The following is a 19082-nucleotide window of genomic DNA, read 5'->3' as shown; positions in this document are numbered from 1 at the left end:
ACATTAGCCGAGCTTTCGCTCGGCTATAATGTGGTTTGGATTAAAGACCTACCTTAACCCAACCTGCTGTCCAGTCTGTTTGTGCATCCATTGCACCAATGTAATCTACTGAATCAAAGTAACTATCTAGGCTTGAAGAATCAAAACCATTACCTAACAGTAATGACTCAGCCGAAGGCATATATCCGTTATCTGCTAAACCAAGGTCTGTGGCTGCTTGCACAGAGTTACCTGTTTGGCCTAAGAACCAAGACTCAACATTACCAGTACCAATAGCTTGCGTACCAAAGTTATTTGCTGTTTCACATGCAACAACTGAGTGAGTAACAGTTAATGTACCATCCTCTGCGCGAGGAGCTGAATCTGAACCTACACGTAAACAATTTGAATAATCTGCCCCGCCTGTCACAACCACGTTCTTAAGCATACCCGCAGTGCCTGCACGTAGACGTATACCGTTAACCCCAACATTACCAATAATAGTAACATTAGAAATTGTAGGCATTGTGAGTGGAGTTGCACTTGAATCAAACTCAGAGTTATCCGCCTCAATTGCATTATCACCTGTTGAGTCAGCTTGCTTGATAAGTACGTATTGCGCTTTACCCGTCCAACCAAATGACCAATCTAGTGAGTCATCACCAATATTAGTTAAAACCAGGTGACTGATGTTTGCAGTACCACCGAAAAATTCAACACCATCGTCCAGATTTTCATGAACGTGAATGTAATCAAGCTCTGTTTGACTACCAACACCAGCAAGCGTAATGCCGTTTAACTCATCTCCGTTACCAAGCGTTTTACCTGCTTGTTTAACTGCCACGTATTTTAAAGTACCTGAGTTATCTTCTGGGTCATTACCACCAAATTGGCCAGCGTCACCTTCAGCAGACACACCACAGTTTGCAAGCTCATCAGCGGTAGCTTCGCCTTCTTGATCGCCACACGAGTTAGCCGGTGCATTACCTAAAAGCACTAAACCGCCCCATTGACCAATAGTCGTTTCGCCACCAGTAACATCTTCAATAGACGTCATAGTAATTGGCTGAGTTGCACTGCCCACAGCCTCTATTTTAGAACCACGGCGAACAACTAAAAAGTCATCACCCGACTCGCCAATAAGCGTAGTACCAAATTGAACATATAAAGTCGTTTCATCAGCGCGGTCATTACCTACGGCTGTACGGCCTTTTAGAATCCAATGGGCATCGTTAGTTAATGTTACGTCTGAAGTGAATACAACATCAGAAGTTAACTGATAAACTGGCTTGTCTGTTATTTCAGGAAAGCTTGCTGATACATCAGTAGCAAAACCCTGCTCTAAGGCATTTTGAATATCATCAGGAAAACTTGGTGTTATAGCGACTGTCCAACCATCCATCCAGTTATTATCGCCATTAAACGCACCAATATAATCTGTTTTAGTAAAGAACGAATCAAGGTCTGACGAATCAACACCCGAACCTAATAATGGTGAGCTAGATTTAGGTGTAAAGCCATCGGTTGCTAAACTAAGGCCAGCAGCTGTCAGCGTTTGGTTACCTGTTTGGCCTTCAAACCAAGATTGAACGTTACCACCACCAATTGCTTCACTACCAAAGTTATTATCTTCACTACATGCCACTACTGAGTTTTCAATAGAAAGCTCTCCAGATTCTGCATTTGCTACAGAGTCAGAACCCACACGTAAACAGTTTGAGTAACCTTCAGGTCCTGTAATTACTACATTACGTAGAACGCCCGCTGTACCTGCACGTAAACGAACACCGTTAGTACCATCAGCACCTACAATTGTTACGTTAGAAATTAGTGGCTTTGTTAAAGGTGTAGCATTTGAATCAAATTCTGAGTTATCCGCTTCAATAGCGTTATCACCACCAACAGCACTTTGTTGAATATAAATATTTTGCGCACGACCTGTCCAACCAAACGACCAATCAAATGCATCATCACCAATGTCAGTAAGTACTATGTTACGAACATTTACAGTACCACCAAAAAACTCAACGCCATCATCAAGGTTTTGATGAACTTGGATATATTCTACTTTTGTTGCAGAGCCTACACCCGCAAACGAAATACCATTAAGCTCATCACCGTTACCGAGAGTTTTACCTGCGTGCTTAACGACAATATAACGAAGTACACCTGAGTTATCATCGCTAATATCGCCACCAAACTGACCAGCGTCACCTTCTGCAGATACACCACAGTTAGCAAGTTCTTCAGCAGTCGTTTCGCCAGTTTGATCGCCACACGAGTTAGCAGGAGCATTACCTAAAAGTACTAAACCGCCCCATTGACCAATTGTTGTTTCAGCGCCTGTTACATCTTCAATAGATGTCATTGTAATAGGTGCAGTTGCATTACCATTTGCGTTAATTTGCGAACCACGACGAACAACTAAAAAGTCATCACCTGATTCACCAATTAATGTCGTGCCGGCTTGAACATAAAGTGTTGTAGCGTCTGCACGGTCATTACCTACTGCTGTACGGCCATTTAAAATCCAATGTGCGTCATTTGTAAGTGTTACATCCGCTGTAAACGTTGTATCTTCAGCTAAGCGATATACTGGCTTATCTGTAATTTCTGGAAATTCGCTAGATACGTCTGAGGCTAAACCTTGTGATAGCGCATTATCAATATCAGTAGGGAAGCCACCATTGATACCAACAGTCCAACCTTCCATCCAATTAGTTGAGCCATCAAAAGCACCAATTTGCGTATTTGCAATAAGTGGCGAGCCAGCAAGAGGTGTATAACCGTTGTCATCTAGCATTAAATCAGCTGGGGTAAGTGTTTGGTTAGCGTCTTGGCCTTCAAACCAAGATTGTACATCGCCACCGTTAATAACTTCGCTGCCAAAGTTATTCGCTGCAGTTTGACAAGCAACTATAGAGTTTGTAATCGTAAGTGTGCCATCCTCTGCACGAGGTACTGAATCAGAGCCTACACGTAAGCAGTTTTCATAAGTAGCTGGGCCCGTTACAAATACATTTTTAAGAACCCCAGCAGTACCCGCACGTAAACGAATGCCGTTATTGCCCTCAGCACCCACAATTGTAACGTTTGAAATAGTAGGTAAAGTTAATGGTGTTGCACTTGAATCAAATTCAGAGTTATCAGCTTCGATAGCGTTATCGCCTACGTTAGCCGCTTGCTGAATATAAACGTTTGTAGCTGAGCCCGTCCAACCAAAAGACCAATCTAGCGAATCGTCGCCAATATTTGTAAGTACAACATTGCTTACATTAACTGTGCCACCAAAGAACTCAATACCATCATCAAGATTTTCATGTACTTGAATATAATCAACCGTAGTTGCAGAGCCAACACCGGCAAACGTAATACCATTTAACTCATCACCATTACCTAACGTTTTACCGGCTTGCTTAACAAGTACATACTTTAAAGTACCTGAATTATCATCACTGATATCGCCACCAAACTGACCTGCATCACCTTCAGCCGACACACCACAATTAGCAAGTTCATCAGCTGTTGCTTCACCTTCTTGGTCGCCGCAAGAATTTGCTGGCGCGTTACCTAATAATACTAAACCGCCCCACTGACCAATCGTTGTTTCTTGAGCTGTAACATCTTGAATTGAGGTCATTGTAATGGGCTGACTTACAGTCCCTACCGATTCAATTTGTGAACCGCGACGAACAACTAGGAAGTCATCTCCTGTTTCGCCAATAATCGTTGTACCTTGCTGAATATAAAGCTTGGCGTTATCTGCGCGATCATTACCAACCGCAGTACGGCCATTTAAGATCCAGTGTGCGTCGTTTGTTAACGAAACATCAGTAGTGAAAACAGTATCTGCAGCTAAGCGATAAACGGGCTTATCTGTAATAGATGTAAACTCACTAGAAACATCAGTTGCTAAACCTTGAGTTAGTGCATTGTCAATATCAGTAGGAAAGCCAGTGGTAGCATTTTGTGAATCATCACGTGATGACGTTTCACCACTTGTATCGTCACCGCCTTCAATAACGTTAGTTACTGTATCACCTTCATTAATAGTTGTGTCGCCTTCAGATACTACTAAGTCTCCACCACAACCAGCTAAAGATACTGCAGTTGCAATCAAACTTACTTTGAATAAGTCAGATAATTTCATTGTTCACTCCGTTAAAGTATTTAATTATTTTTTAGGTGCTCAAATAAACTCAAGTCACCATAAAACACTTAAATAATGCTTTAAGGTCACTTGAGTTTAGCTGCGGTTACAATACGGGAGACTTATGACAAAGTAGTTACAGTTTAATAACCATAAGATGACAAAAGTAACTTATTTAAAATCAGACAATTGGATGCTTTTAAAGACGATAAAAACCGCCCTGAGGCGGTTTTAGTATTGCGATTATGAACTGGTTTTACACGCGTTACTTGTTAATTAGTAAAGCGCTTTAATATTTACAGTAAAGCTGTTCTAAGTGTTTCTGCATGCACTTTTTCGCGCTTTACATATTTGATCCACTGCTGTGCTAAACGCTGAGATTTTTTATGTTTTTCTGCCTGCTCAAACGCTAAAATTGATGCATCAAAATTTTGCATGTTGTACTGCGCCATACCCAAGGCAACAAATGCATTAGATTCAAAATCAAGGCCACCTTTATCAAGTGCTTTACGCGCTGCATCGGCGGCTTCTTCATATTGCTCTGTATTAACAAATACTTCGGCTAAACGTTGATCGTATTTACCGTGTTCAGATAAATCAGCAGCTTTTGCAAAGTAGGTAATAGATTTTTCATCTTCTTTAGCTTGGATCATCGCCTCGGCAACAAAAGCGTAGTTTTTTGCTGTTTTTTCAGCAATATCTTTATCAATGGCATCGCTCATCACTTTTGCAGCTTTAAACGCTAAACCATTATATAAATACACTTGCGCTAATTGGCGTAAATCAGATTTAGAGGTTAAAAACCCTTGCTGATAAGCCGCTTCAATTACCGCTAACTGTTGTTTCTCCCTACCTGTTTCACCATACATACCCGATAACTGCACCCAATACTCAGGTTTATTATAAAGCTTTACCATGCGCTCAAGCACTTCAACAACTTTGTCAGTTTGATTAAGCGAGTAATACATTGCACGCTGTAGTACTAACCAGTTTTCTTTAGGGATTTTGCCTTCGCTGTCGCTTAAAGCAATCACTTGAGATATGTACTCAAGCCCTTTTTTATAATCTTTTAACTGATAGTATGTTTGAGCCCTTAGCAAGTAGTAGCCTTCTGTTTTAGGCTGGGTGTTAATACTGTCCCAGTCATCTAAAAAAGAGATAACTTTAGTGTAATCACTATTAGCCATAGCCAGTTGAGCCAAGCTAAATGTAGTGCTTAAACGAAGTGACTCTGGAATGGCTTCCTCTGCTACCACTTTTTCAAACGAGGCAATCGCTTTTGGTAAGTCGTTTTCGTTGTAATAAATAAACCCGTAAAAGTTATGCATCATTGCCACTTCGTACGAGTTCATGCTTGCAGCTCGCTCTTGAATGCTATCAAGCGCTTCAAGGCCTGCTTTAACATCACCATCGTCTGCAAGCTTTTGGGCACGAGCAAGCTGGCTATAAACCTTTTCACGCAGTGCTGGTACACGTTTCGTTTTTTGTTCTTGCTCTGCATGTGCCGTAGCTACATGTAGCCCTGGAATTAGGCTTAGAGCACTTGGTGCAACAATACTTGTACTGATCGCAGCGGTACAAAATAGTGTTAACTTTAAAAGTTTAGCTGTAGGTAGTAATTTCATAATCGCCTCGCATTTCTGTCCGTTTACTCGTGGTTAATTACTAATTAACCGCTAATTTGGAAAGATATTTTGTTCTGAACACCCGCAACTTCAACGGCTTCACCGTTTACTACGCGCGGTTTATATTTAAATTTAAGGGCTGCATCCATCGCGGCTCTATCAAAGAGTGACTCAGGCTCTGCTTTTACTACTTGTGGGTCGCGTACAGTACCTTGTTTTGTTACTGTAAATTCAACAATAACGTAGCCTTCTATGCCACGTGATAACGCACGGCGCGGATAAACAGGGGCCACCTTAACAATCGGTAAGTATTCACCATCACTTGTTTCAAGTGCTAACCCGCCGGCTAAATTTACATCCGCATCTACATTGGCACCAAAGTCAAAGTTGTTAGCATTTGCTGTAGCATCACTATTTTGCATTTGCGGTGATTCCATTGGTGGTGGCGGCTCTTTTGGTGTTGGTGGCTTTTGTGGCTTACGCTCTTTTTTTTGTACGGTTTCTTCTTTTTTCAAGCGAACAAAATCAAGTACGTTACCCTTTACCGGATCCGTCATAGCGCCTTCACCGCCAGTGATCAGTGCCTGCATGCCTAAAAACAACATAAAGGTCACTACACCGGCTATCACTAATGCAACTAAATATCGCAACATAACTAGCCCTTAAGACGCATCTTGTGCGGCAATTGATACATCAAATGCGCCCGCCGCGCGCGAGGCATCCATCACCTTAATTAACATTTCGGTAGTGGCTTTTTTATCTGCTTGAATCACAACGCTACCTTGTGGATTTTCTGCTTTTAAACGCTCGATATTGGCTTGTACCGCGCGTACATCAATTTGACGTTTATTAATCCAAATCTCGCCTGTATCAGAAATAGCCACTAAAATATTAGCGCGCTCTTTTTTAACCGCTGTTGCTGCTTCTGGGCGGTTTACATCAATACCGGCTTCTTTAACAAAAGAGGCAGTTACAATAAAGAAAATAAGCATGATAAATACAACGTCTAGCATTGGGGTCATGTTTATTTCTTCAGCTTCGTCTTCTTGAAATAGGTTTCCTAACGGGGCTCTCATTTTTATTCTCCTAGGATGAGCGGCTTTATAAGAGCCGCTCATCAAAATTTTGCTTAATGGTCTAAAACCATGCTGTCTTGTAGTAGTTCTACTTCGCGCTTAGCTTTTCGTTGTAAGTACGTTGAGGCAAATACCCCAGATAACGCACCTACCATGCCTGCCATTGTCGGGATAGTTGCTTTAGATACCCCCGATGCCATTGAACGCGCACTCCCTGTGCCGGTAATTGCCATTACATCAAACACTTCTATCATACCCGTCACCGTGCCTAACAAACCAAGTAGTGGACACAAAGCAACCATCACGTTAATTAAAGAAAGATTGGTGTTTAAGCGCATACCAGCTCGCGATATCATCGCTTCGCGTATTTGCTCTGCATTCCAGCTATCTCGTTCTGCACGGTTAATCCAATTGGCTTTAAGAGCGTGTTTATAGCTTCTAAAACCATTAAAAAAGTAAATAAATCGCTCGAGTATCAATAACCACATCGCGAAGATTAACACCCCGATGACCAAGAGAACTTGGCCACCGGTGTCGAGAAAATCACGGATAGCATTGATTGAGTCAATCAATAGCACCATGGTTTATGCTCCCTTCTCGCTTCGCTCTGCAATAATACCGGCGCTCTGCTCTTGAATAGTTAACAAGATATTTTTAGCGCGCGTATTAAGTAAGGTGTATAAAAATACCGTTGGTATGGCGACCACTAAGCCCAATACCGTTGTTACTAGCGCTTGAGAAATACCACCCGCCATAAGCTTAGGATCCCCAGTACCAAATAAGGTGATTGCTTGGAATGTGTTGATCATGCCGGTTACCGTACCTAGTAAACCTAACAGCGGCGCAACAACAGAGATGATTTTGATAAGTGTTAAATTACGCGTCACTTTTGGCATTTCACGTAAAATAGCTTCACTTAATTTAAGCTCCAGTGTGTCGTGTGAAACACTTGGAAATTGATCTTTTACTTTCATTACGCGTCCAAGCGGATTGTCATCACGTGCAACTGTATCTTTAAGCTGACGACGAATTTTACCGCCCATAATCAATAGTGAGAAAAAACGCTCAAGTGATATAAGGAGTGCAATAACACCCACGCCTAAAATCACATAACCAACAGTGCCACCTTGATGAACACGCTCTTGTGTATCAGGTGCTTGTACTAATAAACCAAGAATAGAGCCGCCTGTTGGGTCAAGTGCAAATTGCACCACGCCACTTTTAGTGCTTTGTAGCTCTTCTGCTGTTGCAGTAAAGCGCGATACAGGTTGGCGAGTTAATTCACTCAAAGAATTAGTCGAGGAGTTAAACTCTAAATACTTACCGTTTGATATAAGGTTAAATGCGCCGACTCGCACAACTTCTTGCTGTGCTTTAGTACCGCCTTCAACAATAACACTTGCGTTAAAACGACTTACTTTACCTTGCTCGGTCATTTCGCGTTGTAATTCAAACCATACTTTTTCAATATCTTCTATTGAAGCAAGTTTTGAAGTTGAGCCCATTTTTTGAGCAAGGTCATCCATAAACGTACTGCGCCCAGCAATCTGAGCAGATACTATTGATGTCGCAAATTTATTACTAGAATCCCCTGCAACTTGCTGAAGAACGCCAAACAACTCTTTAAGCGAACCCATGCGTTTAGAAAGCGTGTCTGTTAAGTTAGCAAGTTTTACTTCGTTTTCTTCAAATTGCGTTTCTAGACGCTCAGATTCCACCAGCATTTGATTGCGCTTTGCTTGGGTATTTTTAAGTGTTTGTACTTGCTCGTTTTGGCGAGCAGCAAACTCTTGTTCACGTTGTTTATTTTGCTCGCTTTGAGCTGATTTACCATTTTCGAGCGTTTTAAGTAATGAATCTAAGTTCATTGGCTCTGCCGCTATACTTGCACCAGTAATGCTTAGGCTTGCAGCAAAAAGAGCTATTTTTGTCATTTGAGTAAACAATTTCATTTTCAACCTCTTATTCTGCTGCATGTACTGGCAGAGTTAACATATCTGGGGCAAGTTGTTTACGCGCAATGCGTAAACCTTTATTAATTTGGCTTATTGTAGAGTCTGGTAATGCTTCAAATGATTTTGTATCTGCATTCCAACTACCTGCTTTTTTGCCATCGCGTGTTAAGTAAATAAGCTCTAAACGGCCAATGCGTAAAAAATCAACTTCACGCTCTTTGTCATCCACATTTAAAAGTGCGGTATAAGCTTCAATAGTGCGCCCGTAGTCTACTTCTACTTGATACGCTTCAAGTACACGACGAAATTTTTCACTTGAGTTAATATCAGCACGATTCATCATTTCTTTTAAAGACGTAACGCGCTTAGTGCGCTCATCAGCTAAAAATGGAATATCTAAAGATACAAACTGCTCAAGACCTTCAATCATTCTAAGCATTAGCGGCGTAATTTGACGTTCAATAATAGAAACCTGATCCATTGACAGGTTTAAAGATTCCATCTCTTCTATTTGATTATTTAATTGTTTAGTTAGCTGGGCGTTGTATACAGCTAAACCATCAATCTCTTTATTGAGGGTTTTAAATTGCTGTAAACGTCCTTGCATTGAATCTGCAATCTTGTCTATTTTTGTTTGTGATTGCGCAGCTGATTTATTAATTTCACTGCTTTTATCAATAACCTTATCTAAATCGTTTGCGTGTACTGCTGCACTTGCGGCCACAATACCAGCTAAGATTAATGGTTTAACGCCTTTCATCGCATACACCTTTACTCGTTAGTTAGCGGATTTGCTAGTTTGTTTTTTTAGGTCATAAACTTTGTTATATAAATAATTTATGACTTAATAATTCAATGAGCAGGAGTTTATAGATGAAACATGACAAGGATGTTGCGCAAAAAAGTCGCTTTTATGACAATGGTAACAATTAAGACTTACGAGGAGGTTTTAACGCGAATAAGGGTACTTGCTGGCCAAATACCCCCTATTAAGAAGATGCAAGAAGGTGGTTAATCCAAAATTGAATTAATTTGATTAAGGCAATAGTGCCAATCGGTATAATTTATTTCGATAGGGTAAGCTTTATTATCTTTAATAAGCACTAGTGAGGGAAAACCTTGAATTGGTAAAGTGCGAACAAAGGATAACTCCGCTTTGAGCTCCTCATTAAGCTCGCTTGATGTTAGCTGCTCCGAAAACTCATCTTTATTTAAGCCAATTTTTTCAGCCAAACTAATTAATGTACTTTCATCAGACGGGTTTTGTGCGTTTAGGTAATAAGCGTGTTGAATAGCAGCCACCATTTGAGCTTCTTTACCCGCTTTACGCGCTATAAGAGCGGCTCTACATGCGGGATACGTTGAACGCCTTGGCTGGCAATTGCGCCAAAAATCATAATTAAATTGCGTACCTAACTGAGCTGAAATTTTATGCCAAGTCCCCTCAAGCAGCTCTTTCATATTTTGTGGCATTGGGTCTTGGCTATCGGGTGCTAGGCCACCTACTTTATATTCTATTGCCACTTTACCAGCAAGCTCTGATTTTAGCTTAAGCCAGGTTGGTGAGTAACCCCAACACCAACTACACATTGGGTCATGGACATATATTAACTTACTTTGAGACATATTAATCCTTCAACTAGTTTGAGACGACACTATTACGACCAGCAGCCTTTGCACTATAAAGAGCTTCATCAGCTTGCTTTAATGAATCATCATAATCATTTACTTTATTTACTTGGGAAATACCAATGCTACAGGTGATTGAAATACGCTGCTTGTCATCAGTAAATATAACATGACCTGCCACGGCTTCTCGAAATTTGTTCGCAATTACAGAGGCTCTAGAGGCAGTGAGCTGCGGTAAAATAACAACAAATTCCTCACCGCCATAACGGGCCTTTAACGCAGTTGCCAAAAATTGAGACTCAAGAAGTTTGGTAAATTCTATCAATACCGTATCACCAAAATCGTGGCCATGCGTATCGTTTAAAGATTTAAAATTATCTAAATCAATTAACAATATTGAAAAAGGTAAGTACTGCTCTGGGCGTGTTTGAGCAAGCTTTAAAAAATGAGAGGTAATAAAACGTCTATTTGCTATGCCAGTAAGGGGGTCAGTATAAGCATCTTGTTTTTGCTCTAGCGTAATATCGGCAATAGCCATGTGGCTTTTATGCCTAAAATACTCACCAATAAATGAGAATAAAAACACCATAGAAAAGGACGCTATAAAACGTGTTTTTTCTACGTTGCCATAGCTAACTTGACCAAAGTCAGGGCCGTATAAAATAACAATACAAGAAAACAGTAAGGTACAGCCTAACCAAGCACCTAATCTAACCCCTAAAGATGCAAACGTTACGACAGGATAAAACATTAGCCAATATAGCGCGGTATTATCTTTACCGCCGGTATAAACAAGTGCAACAAACATCATGCACACAATGCTCATACTTATTAATGCCACAACTTGCAGATTACCCGTTTTTATAAAATAGATAGAACAGCTTATATTTGTAATGTTAACGATAATTAATGAAGCGGTCAGTAGTGGCGAATAAAGCTTATAATTAAAAAACACTAATACTGCGATCACCACAATTGAAATCCCAATCATGGTAAATAAAGAAAACGCTTTGCGTTGCATGTCTGAGCTATAAACACTGTCGATATTTATTAGACTGAGCCAATTTGGTTTATTCACATTTTTTTTAGTCATTAATTTTATACTTTAAACTTTTGAACCATATTTTCTAAAGCACTAAACTGTTGTTTTAGTTTGGTACATTCGTCAAGCGTGTCATTTAAATTGGCCTTGCCTTGTATACAAAGCGAATTAATTGTTTGAATATCTGTATCTAATAACTTAACAACTTGGTTTTGCTCATCTGTTGCAGTGGCCACAGAGTGATTTGCATCGTTAATTTGTTGAATCGCTTGTATAACATGGCTCATTAAATTGCCAACAGCATCGGCTTGTTGCACGCTTTTTTTACTGCCTTCAAGGCTTGTTTTCATAAGCTCTACCGCAAGGTTTGAGCCTTTTTGCAACTGGCTAACCGTGTCTTCAATCTCTTGCGTTGACTGTTGAGTGCGGTGCGCTAATTGGCGAACTTCATCTGCTACAACGGCAAAACCGCGTCCCGCCTCTCCTGCTCTAGCGGCCTCAATTGCGGCATTAAGTGCCAATAAATTCGTCTGCTCACTTACACCTTTAATAACTTCAAGCACTTGGCCAATACTGGCTGTATGCGTATTTAAACTGTTTATAGTTTGCTGAGCTTTTTCCATATTACCCGAGAGCTGGTGGATAGTTGCAACACTGTGGCTTAATGCTTCTTGGTTTTGTGTTGAATGTTCATCTGCATTTTTAGCAAGCTGCGATGCACTCTCTGCATTACTTGAAATATCCATTGATGTGGCAGAAAACTGGTTGATAGCTGCTGCAACGCTATCGGTTCGTTTACTTTGATCATCATACATAGACAGCGAAGAATGTGTTTGTGATACCAAGCTCTCAATAGCTGTATCTAATTGCTTTGTAGACTCTTTTACTTGTTCTATTGAATGCTGAATTTTTTCGATGAAAATATTAAATGAATAGCTTAAATCGCCAAATTCATCGTCGTTTTCAACGGTTAAACGCCTTGTTAAATCACCCTCACCTTGTGCTATATCTTTAATAGCATCGTTTAAACGATTCATTGGCTGCATTAAATAGCGTAATAAAAGCTTCATCATAATTATAATAGTGATAATTCCTATCACCATAAAAACAGCTGCGGTTTGGCCAAAATTAGAGACACTGGCATACGCTTTATCTTTGTCTATAACAACACCTAGGTACCAATCTACGTTTTCAATACCACTAATTTTTGTAAACGAAATAAGCTTAGACTCTCCGTTTATCTCGTACTGGGTAAACTCACTTTGTAAAGGCGTATTGGTGCCAAAGATGTCAGATGTATTTTTTAAGTTTAACTGAGCATTTGGATGGCTTAACACTTGGCCTTTATTATCGAGTAAAAAACCATAACCGAGTCCTAAAAAGTCAATATCGTTGATAATTTTTGTCACGGTCTGCATATCAATATCGGCACCTGCAACGCCGCTAAACTGACCATTTTGGAGTATGGGTACTACCGCTGAAATTGTAAGCTCGTTAGTGGTTACATCAATATAAGGAGTTGTAAAAGCGGTATTTGATTTGTTTTCGACTAATTTATACCAAGGGCGAGAAGTCGCATCAAAATCTGGAGGTAAAACGACTGATTGATCGTTTAATATAAACGTGCCGCTGGATTTACCTATATACGTATTTTTAAAGCTTCCAGCAAGCTCTGCTGTATTTAATTGTGAAAGGGTGAGTGCTTTAGAATCATTAGCTTTATGGGTTTTAGCAATTGATATAACAATCGCCAACTTTGCATTTAACCAACTCGCTATATTTTGTGAAACAGATTCGGAATTTTGTTGCAATACCAGGCTTAACTGCTGCTCGGTTTGCTTGCGCATCGCAATGTAGTTATTAAAAGTAAATAACCCTAGCACCAAAACCAAAATTAAGGAGGCTGCAATAGTCACTTTGGAAGTAAATTTCAACGAGTTAAGCATATACATCCTTTTTATTATTTATCGTTATTAGCCTTACTGTTTTAGCAAAAATTTAGCTAAATGTCCTAGTAAAAGAGACTTACAGTTAGGTTATTGATGAAAAATAAGAATAAAGGATTGTAAAACAAGAGGCTTTGGTGGGTAACTGGCTAATATTAAAATAATTAATGACTAGATTTATTGCTTGTGGAACGTTCCCATTAAATGTAGCTTTATAAGTGACTGAATACGTATTCAGTCACTCTTGTATAGTCTGTTATTTCCACTTATTTGCTAAGCGAACAACATTTAAACCGTACCATGCAATAAATACATAACATAACATTGGAACAAAAAAGCTTTGCTGTATATTTACTGTATCAGCTATAAACCCTTGCAGTAATGGTACAAGTGCACCACCAACAATTGCTAAACATAACCAGCCAGAACCTTTGCTCGTCAATGATCCTAGTCGCTCGATTGCAACTGAAAATATAGTCGGGAACATAATTGAGTTAAATAAACCAATAGCCAATACTGAGTATAAAGCTACGTCACCTTGAGTAAAAATAGTGATCAATAATAGCGCAATAATACTAAATGCATTAAACGCTATAGCTTTAGAAGGTGCAATCTTTTGTAATAATACAGAGCCTATAAAACGCCCTACCATTGCCCCGCCCCAGTAATAACTAATAAGTGCGGCCGCAGTATGCTCTTCAAGCCCTGCTATGTGCGCCTCACCAAAGTAGTTAACTAAAAAGCTGCCAATGGCAACTTCCCCGCCTACGTAGCAAAATATAGCAAGTACACCCATAGTTAAGTGCGGTGCTTGCAATAACGAACGAGATTCAATTGCTGTATTATTTTCCTCTTTGTGGGCTTCAATTTCTGGAAGCTTTATAAAGGCAAATACAATAGCGATAAGTAATAAAGCGCCCGCAAGCATTAAATAAGGCACTTTTACAGATTCAGCAGTTGCTGCCGATGCGGCTAAACTACCTGCCGTACCGAAAAATAATAAACCACCAACATAAGGCCCAACGGTAGTACCAAGCGCATTAAGTGCTTGTGCTAAATTTAGACGAGAAGAAGCTGTTTTTTCGCTGCCAAGAGCAGCAACATAAGGATTGGCAGAAACCTGAAGTACTGTTACGCCTGCAGCAAGTACAAATAAAGCGCCTAAAAATAGCCAATATTCATGTACTACAACAGCAGGGTAAAACAACATACACCCCATTGAAGCCACAATTAAACCAGTTAAAATCCCTTTTTTGTAACCAAATTGCTTAACTAAAAGCCCCGCAGGAATAGAAACAATAAAGTAAGCCCCAAAAAAGCAAAACTGTACTAGCATCGCTTCAAAAAAGCTCAAATCAAATACGCCTTTTAAGCGTGGTATTAGTACATCGTTTAAAACAGTAATAAAACCCCATAAAAAAAATAGGGTCGTCATTGCAGTCAGTGGAAACAGATAATTTTTATTTGGCTGTTCGTTGACCGCGAATGATTGGTTTGTATTTATTTCACTCACGTCGTTTTCACTCCATTAACAAGTTGAAAACGATTTTACATGTTTAAATATAAATTAGTCAGCGCACTTATGGAACGTTCCAGTAACGTTATTCACATTGCGTGTTGGTCGCACTAATAATTCGGTCAATTTCGCCACTGTTATTAAACTGATAAAGCCCTTCGTTTATATCCTCTAATACTAAAAGCCAATTATGCGCACGCTTACTAATGGCAAAATATAACGAGTTATATTGCAAAGGAATGCTTTCTTTCTCAATGGAAGAAAGCAAAGACTGTTTTTCAGGTTTAGTTAAAGAGGAGTAAGCCACAGATGATTTCAATGCTTGAGGATCGCCTATAACCAAATCAACACGTTTAGCAGTCAGTAGCTTAACAAGCTGTAAATCATCAACAGAGGTGATAACTTCAAACTCGCCATTGTCCATCATGGCATCAAACTCTGGCGTATTTTGATACCCTCGAACAACACCAATCTTTTGCCCTTTAAGTGATTTTAAGTTTCCTGTGAAACGGTCTGTATCGCCTTTCCTTTTTAAAAAAGCAATTTCGCCACCCTTAAACGAATTAGATAAACCGAGCAATTCTCGACGTGTTTTACCATCAACATAATCGGAGGGAGCTGTATCTTCTATAAAGTATTCAGGCATTAGTATGTCAGCCCTGCCTAGTTCTACATTTCGTACCGCTCTTGCCCAAGGCAAAAATTCAATATATACGCTGTAGCCCTTACTATTTAACAAGGCAATTGAAAATTGATAAACCCAGCCTTTATTACATAAATTTTTACCAATATAGGGAGGCCAATCGAGTGTGGCTAGATGAAGTGTTTGTTTGGAGTTTTTAGCTTCATAGAGCACCCCCGATTTATGGGAATGCCCAGTTAAGGTGTGTTGAGTACCATTTTGAAAATACTCAACCGATGTTTCAGCAAAACTATTACTAGTTGTTAGCAATAATATAAAATAAAACCAGCGCATTTTAGTATCTATTTGTGATTAATAGTGTTTTTAAGTTTAGCTACTACTATCACTTTTGCACAAATAAACCTTAACTAATCAGCTTTTTTGCCACCTCATTTTATTGTTTGTATCACGAGAGCTAATAATAGTATCGTCACTACTCTCAACGCCGCCTAATTTAGCCAAGCGGTCATACAAAACTACATTACAGGTAGCCGCTAAGTTCATACAGCCAATAGTTGGAATATAAACAACCTCATCGCACCACTTTAAGACGTCTTTTGATACAGAACCATCTTCGGGGCCAAATACATAAAATGCATTTTCAGGATGTTTAAACTCAGGTAAAGGTGTTGCACCTTCAATAAGCTCAATAACCACAACCGTTGCGCCTTGTGGCTTTATTGCTTCTAAGTTATCTGTTTCGGTTAAAGGAATACGCTCCACTACATTTTTTGTATCTGTATGGAATTTTTTGGCATTTAAGTAGCGATTGCCTGTAAAAAAAACTTGTTTAGCGTCATAACAGCCAGCTGCTCGCAATACACCGCCAACATTAGTCGGGCTTTTAGGATTGATTAAACCAATTACGGCTTGTTGTTTACTCATTAATCTACGTCCTTTGTTGGCCATTCTGCAATGTACAAATCAAAGTCGTCGAGCTTTACATCGCAATCTTTTACTGTTTTGTCTTTTACAGAAATACCTAGCTCATGCATCTTTGTTTTATCACCATTATTTAATAACGGATGCCAAGAAGCCAAACCACGACCTTCATGTAAACGACGGTAACTGCAGCTTTGTGGCATAAAAAAGATGTCTTTAAGGTTTTCTTTTGTGAGTTTTACACAAGAAGGAACAAGCGTTTGGCGGTTTTCATATTCGCTACAACCACAGGTGTTGTTATCAAGATACTGACATACAATATTAGTAAATATTAATTGCTCACCTTCGCGTAACTGATCGGTGGCGGTAAATTCGTCTTCATCTTCGCTATCAATAAACGTATTTAAACAACATTTTCCGCATCCATCACAAATGGCTTCCCATTCGTTTTGACTCATGTCGCTTAAGCTTTTTTTAAGCCAAAATTGTGTATTTGCTAATTGTTGATCAAACATAGTTTACTCGTGCCCCCTAAAGAGCGCGCATTCTACCGTATTGCTGTAAATGGCGCAAAGCCAATACCCTTTCAAAGTACTGGCTTTGCGCTACAAATTAGCTTTGAGATTTAACCCAACGCTTAATTTTTTCCTCAAGGATTGGCATTGGCAATGCGCCATCAATTAATATTTGCGTGTGAAACGCTTTAATATCAAATTTATCACCCAGTTGTTTTTTAGAAAAATCACGTAATTCTTGAATTTTAAATTGCCCTAACTTGTAAGAAAGCGCTTGTCCTGGCCATGCAATATATCGCTCAACCTCTGCAATTACATCACTCTTGGCCATAGATGAATTTGCAAGCATGTAATCTATACCTTGCTGACGCGTCCACCCTTTTGCATGAAAACCGGTATCAAGCACTAAACGCATTGCGCGTAATTGCTCATCCGATAAACGTCCATACCACATATAAGGGTCGGTAAATAAGCCTAGCTCTTTGCCTAAGCTTTCTGCGTAAAGCGCCCAACCTTCTGCAAACACGGTATAACCACCAAATTTACGAAAATCAGGTAAGCCCTCAATTTCTTGCTGAAGTGCTATTTGAAAGTGATGACCCGGGGCTGCTTCGTGAATCGATAAAGTTTCGAGTAAAAATTTAGGCTGCGCTTTTAAGTTATAAGCATTGATATAAAAAATACCAGGACGAGAGCCATCAGGCGCCGGAGATGCATAGGATGCACCTGCTGCCGACTGCGCTCTGTATGCTTCAACTGCTTTTACAACGTAAGGTGCTTTGGGTGCTATGTTAAAAAGTAGAGGCAAACGCGCATCTATTTTTTTCTTAACGTTTTCATATGCCGCAATTAACTCCTCAGGCGTGTCGTAGTAAAATTCATCTGAATCACGTAAATGATCAAAAAATTCTGATAACTCACCTTTAAAGCCTACGGTTTCTTTTACTTTTTTCATTTCGCTTAAAATGCGCGACACTTCACTTAAACCAATGTCATGAATTTCGTCTGCAGATAAGCTAAGCGTTGTGTTTTTCTTAATTTGGTATTCGTACCATGCTTTACCGTTTGGTAAGTCACTGTAACCTACGCTTTCTCGACTATTAGGAATATACTGATTAGCTAAAAAGTCACTCATGCTTTTATAAGCCGGTACTAAGTGCTGCATAATCAATTGACGATACTGCGCTGTAATTTTTTGCTTTTGCTGTGCGCTAAACGATTCTGGTAATTTTTTAATTGGTCCCCAAAATAATGAATCTTCGGCATTTTTAACTACATGAGCTGCAAATTGTGGCTGTAATTTTTCAGCAAGTGGTTTTGGTAACGTAATACCTAGTTTAATGCCTTGCGCCATTGAACGCTCTACACTGGCAAGCCACTTTACAAAACCTTCGCTACGCGAGATAAAAGCGGTGTAATCTTCAACGGTATTAAACGGCTGAGCACTTTGACCTGAACCAAAACCTGCAAAGGTGTTATGTGCACCCGCCATTTGATTTATTGGTAGTAAATAATCAGGAAACTGCATGCCTTCTAATTTAAGTGCAAGGTCACGCTCTAATATTTCAAAACTTAAAAGCGATTGCCCTGTTAACTGTGCTTTATCTATAAAGTTTAATCGCTGTTGATATTTTTTATAAAAAGCGGCTTTTTTAGCTCTATTTTCTTTTGAAATCACAGGCGTGAATTGATTGTTAAACTCATTACGACCATTGTACGTTGCGCTGATGGGGCTATATATGAGCGATTCATCGTAATACTGTGCAACAAGTACATCGAGTTGTTGCTCTGCTGAAAGCTCTGAAACAATACCTGCCGATGCGTTAACTGTGTTTAACTGCGTACTGGTATTGGTGTGTGTACTAAGCTCAGTATTCATACAGCCACTTAAAGCAAACATAACGCCACTGGCAACTAATGCTAATTTAATTGATTTCATGATAATCCTTTTTAATATCGTTTTTTAATTATGCGCATTAAACCGTGCTTAATAAAGAAATTACGATAGATTGCATTCATCGTATTAAATTTGCACTTTTATCTGAACTTGTTACATTTCTATTAATTAAAATATGATTTAAAAGA

General features: G+C 39.5%; 15 protein-coding genes. All 15 read right to left on the bottom strand.

What is annotated here, in order from left to right:
• Window positions 1-40: 40 nt before the first annotated feature.
• Window positions 41-4129: a beta-helix domain-containing protein gene (locus FFU37_RS17180; RefSeq protein WP_138490089.1), complete on the bottom strand. Its 4089-nt coding sequence runs from the start codon at window positions 4127-4129 to the stop codon at window positions 41-43.
• Between the two features lie 296 nt (window positions 4130-4425).
• The gene (locus tag FFU37_RS17175) at window positions 4426-5754 is read right to left on the bottom strand and encodes a tetratricopeptide repeat protein (protein WP_138490088.1); all 1329 of its coding nucleotides are present in this window, start codon (window positions 5752-5754) and stop codon (window positions 4426-4428) included.
• A 44-nt stretch (window positions 5755-5798) separates the two neighbouring features.
• The gene (locus FFU37_RS17170; protein WP_024597386.1) at window positions 5799-6404 is read right to left on the bottom strand and encodes an energy transducer TonB; all 606 of its coding nucleotides are present in this window, start codon (window positions 6402-6404) and stop codon (window positions 5799-5801) included.
• A gap of 12 nt (window positions 6405-6416) precedes the next feature.
• On the bottom strand, window positions 6417-6830 hold the full coding sequence (locus FFU37_RS17165) for an ExbD/TolR family protein (RefSeq protein WP_004334764.1): 414 nt from the start codon (window positions 6828-6830) through the stop codon (window positions 6417-6419).
• A gap of 53 nt (window positions 6831-6883) precedes the next feature.
• Window positions 6884-7411 carry a MotA/TolQ/ExbB proton channel family protein gene (locus tag FFU37_RS17160; protein WP_010552929.1) on the bottom strand — a complete coding sequence of 176 codons (528 nt, stop codon included), beginning with the start codon at window positions 7409-7411 and terminating at the stop codon, window positions 6884-6886.
• Between the two features lie 3 nt (window positions 7412-7414).
• Window positions 7415-8782, bottom strand: a complete 1368-nt coding sequence (locus FFU37_RS17155; RefSeq protein WP_004334754.1) for a MotA/TolQ/ExbB proton channel family protein — start codon at window positions 8780-8782, stop codon at window positions 7415-7417.
• Window positions 8783-8792: 10 nt separating this feature from the next.
• Complete coding sequence (locus FFU37_RS17150; protein ID WP_004334751.1) at window positions 8793-9545, bottom strand: DUF3450 domain-containing protein; 753 nt, start codon at window positions 9543-9545, stop codon at window positions 8793-8795.
• Between the two features lie 251 nt (window positions 9546-9796).
• On the bottom strand, window positions 9797-10411 hold the full coding sequence (locus FFU37_RS17145; RefSeq protein ID WP_138490087.1) for a DsbA family protein: 615 nt from the start codon (window positions 10409-10411) through the stop codon (window positions 9797-9799).
• Window positions 10412-10424: 13 nt separating this feature from the next.
• Window positions 10425-11507 carry a GGDEF domain-containing protein gene (locus FFU37_RS17140; RefSeq protein ID WP_138490086.1) on the bottom strand — a complete coding sequence of 361 codons (1083 nt, stop codon included), beginning with the start codon at window positions 11505-11507 and terminating at the stop codon, window positions 10425-10427.
• 5 nt (window positions 11508-11512) lie between these two features.
• Window positions 11513-13402: a methyl-accepting chemotaxis protein gene (locus FFU37_RS17135; protein WP_138490085.1), complete on the bottom strand. Its 1890-nt coding sequence runs from the start codon at window positions 13400-13402 to the stop codon at window positions 11513-11515.
• 256 nt (window positions 13403-13658) lie between these two features.
• Entirely contained in the window at window positions 13659-14915 is a 1257-nt protein-coding gene (locus tag FFU37_RS17130; protein WP_138490084.1) for a sugar MFS transporter, read from the bottom strand.
• 88 nt (window positions 14916-15003) lie between these two features.
• A complete protein-coding gene (locus FFU37_RS17125; RefSeq protein ID WP_138490083.1) occupies window positions 15004-15894 on the bottom strand; it encodes a substrate-binding periplasmic protein in 891 nt (296 codons plus the stop codon).
• A 78-nt stretch (window positions 15895-15972) separates the two neighbouring features.
• On the bottom strand, window positions 15973-16485 hold the full coding sequence (locus FFU37_RS17120) for an RNA methyltransferase (RefSeq protein ID WP_024595017.1): 513 nt from the start codon (window positions 16483-16485) through the stop codon (window positions 15973-15975).
• On the bottom strand, window positions 16485-16997 hold the full coding sequence (locus FFU37_RS17115) for a YcgN family cysteine cluster protein (protein WP_004334734.1): 513 nt from the start codon (window positions 16995-16997) through the stop codon (window positions 16485-16487). The genes FFU37_RS17120 and FFU37_RS17115 overlap by 1 nt, the downstream gene beginning before the upstream one ends.
• A gap of 97 nt (window positions 16998-17094) precedes the next feature.
• A complete protein-coding gene (locus FFU37_RS17110) occupies window positions 17095-18936 on the bottom strand; it encodes a DUF885 domain-containing protein (RefSeq protein ID WP_138490082.1) in 1842 nt (613 codons plus the stop codon).
• Between the last annotated feature and the right edge of the window lie 146 nt (window positions 18937-19082).

The organism is Pseudoalteromonas distincta, from assembly GCF_005877035.1.
GTDB lineage: Bacteria > Pseudomonadota > Gammaproteobacteria > Enterobacterales > Alteromonadaceae > Pseudoalteromonas > Pseudoalteromonas distincta.
The sequence above is the reverse complement of the archived record's forward strand: the minus strand, read 5'-3'. Positions and strand labels throughout refer to the sequence as shown.

Bases quoted from the DNA above. Each gene is read 5' to 3' on its own strand.
- FFU37_RS17135 (WP_138490085.1), bottom strand. From the start codon at position 13,402: ATGCTTAACTCGTTGAAATTTACTTCCAAAGTGACTATTGCAGCCTCC.
- FFU37_RS17120 (WP_024595017.1), bottom strand. From the start codon at position 16,485: ATGAGTAAACAACAAGCCGTAATTGGTTTAATCAATCCTAAAAGCCCG.
- FFU37_RS17150 (WP_004334751.1), bottom strand. From the start codon at position 9,545: ATGAAAGGCGTTAAACCATTAATCTTAGCTGGTATTGTGGCCGCAAGT.
- FFU37_RS17115 (WP_004334734.1), bottom strand. From the start codon at position 16,997: ATGTTTGATCAACAATTAGCAAATACACAATTTTGGCTTAAAAAAAGC.
- FFU37_RS17140 (WP_138490086.1), bottom strand. From the start codon at position 11,507: ATGACTAAAAAAAATGTGAATAAACCAAATTGGCTCAGTCTAATAAAT.
- FFU37_RS17155 (WP_004334754.1), bottom strand. From the start codon at position 8,782: ATGAAATTGTTTACTCAAATGACAAAAATAGCTCTTTTTGCTGCAAGC.
- FFU37_RS17175 (WP_138490088.1), bottom strand. From the start codon at position 5,754: ATGAAATTACTACCTACAGCTAAACTTTTAAAGTTAACACTATTTTGT.
- FFU37_RS17110 (WP_138490082.1), bottom strand. From the start codon at position 18,936: ATGAAATCAATTAAATTAGCATTAGTTGCCAGTGGCGTTATGTTTGCT.
- FFU37_RS17145 (WP_138490087.1), bottom strand. From the start codon at position 10,411: ATGTCTCAAAGTAAGTTAATATATGTCCATGACCCAATGTGTAGTTGG.
- FFU37_RS17165 (WP_004334764.1), bottom strand. From the start codon at position 6,830: ATGAGAGCCCCGTTAGGAAACCTATTTCAAGAAGACGAAGCTGAAGAA.
- FFU37_RS17125 (WP_138490083.1), bottom strand. From the start codon at position 15,894: ATGCGCTGGTTTTATTTTATATTATTGCTAACAACTAGTAATAGTTTT.
- FFU37_RS17160 (WP_010552929.1), bottom strand. From the start codon at position 7,411: ATGGTGCTATTGATTGACTCAATCAATGCTATCCGTGATTTTCTCGAC.
- FFU37_RS17180 (WP_138490089.1), bottom strand. From the start codon at position 4,129: ATGAAATTATCTGACTTATTCAAAGTAAGTTTGATTGCAACTGCAGTA.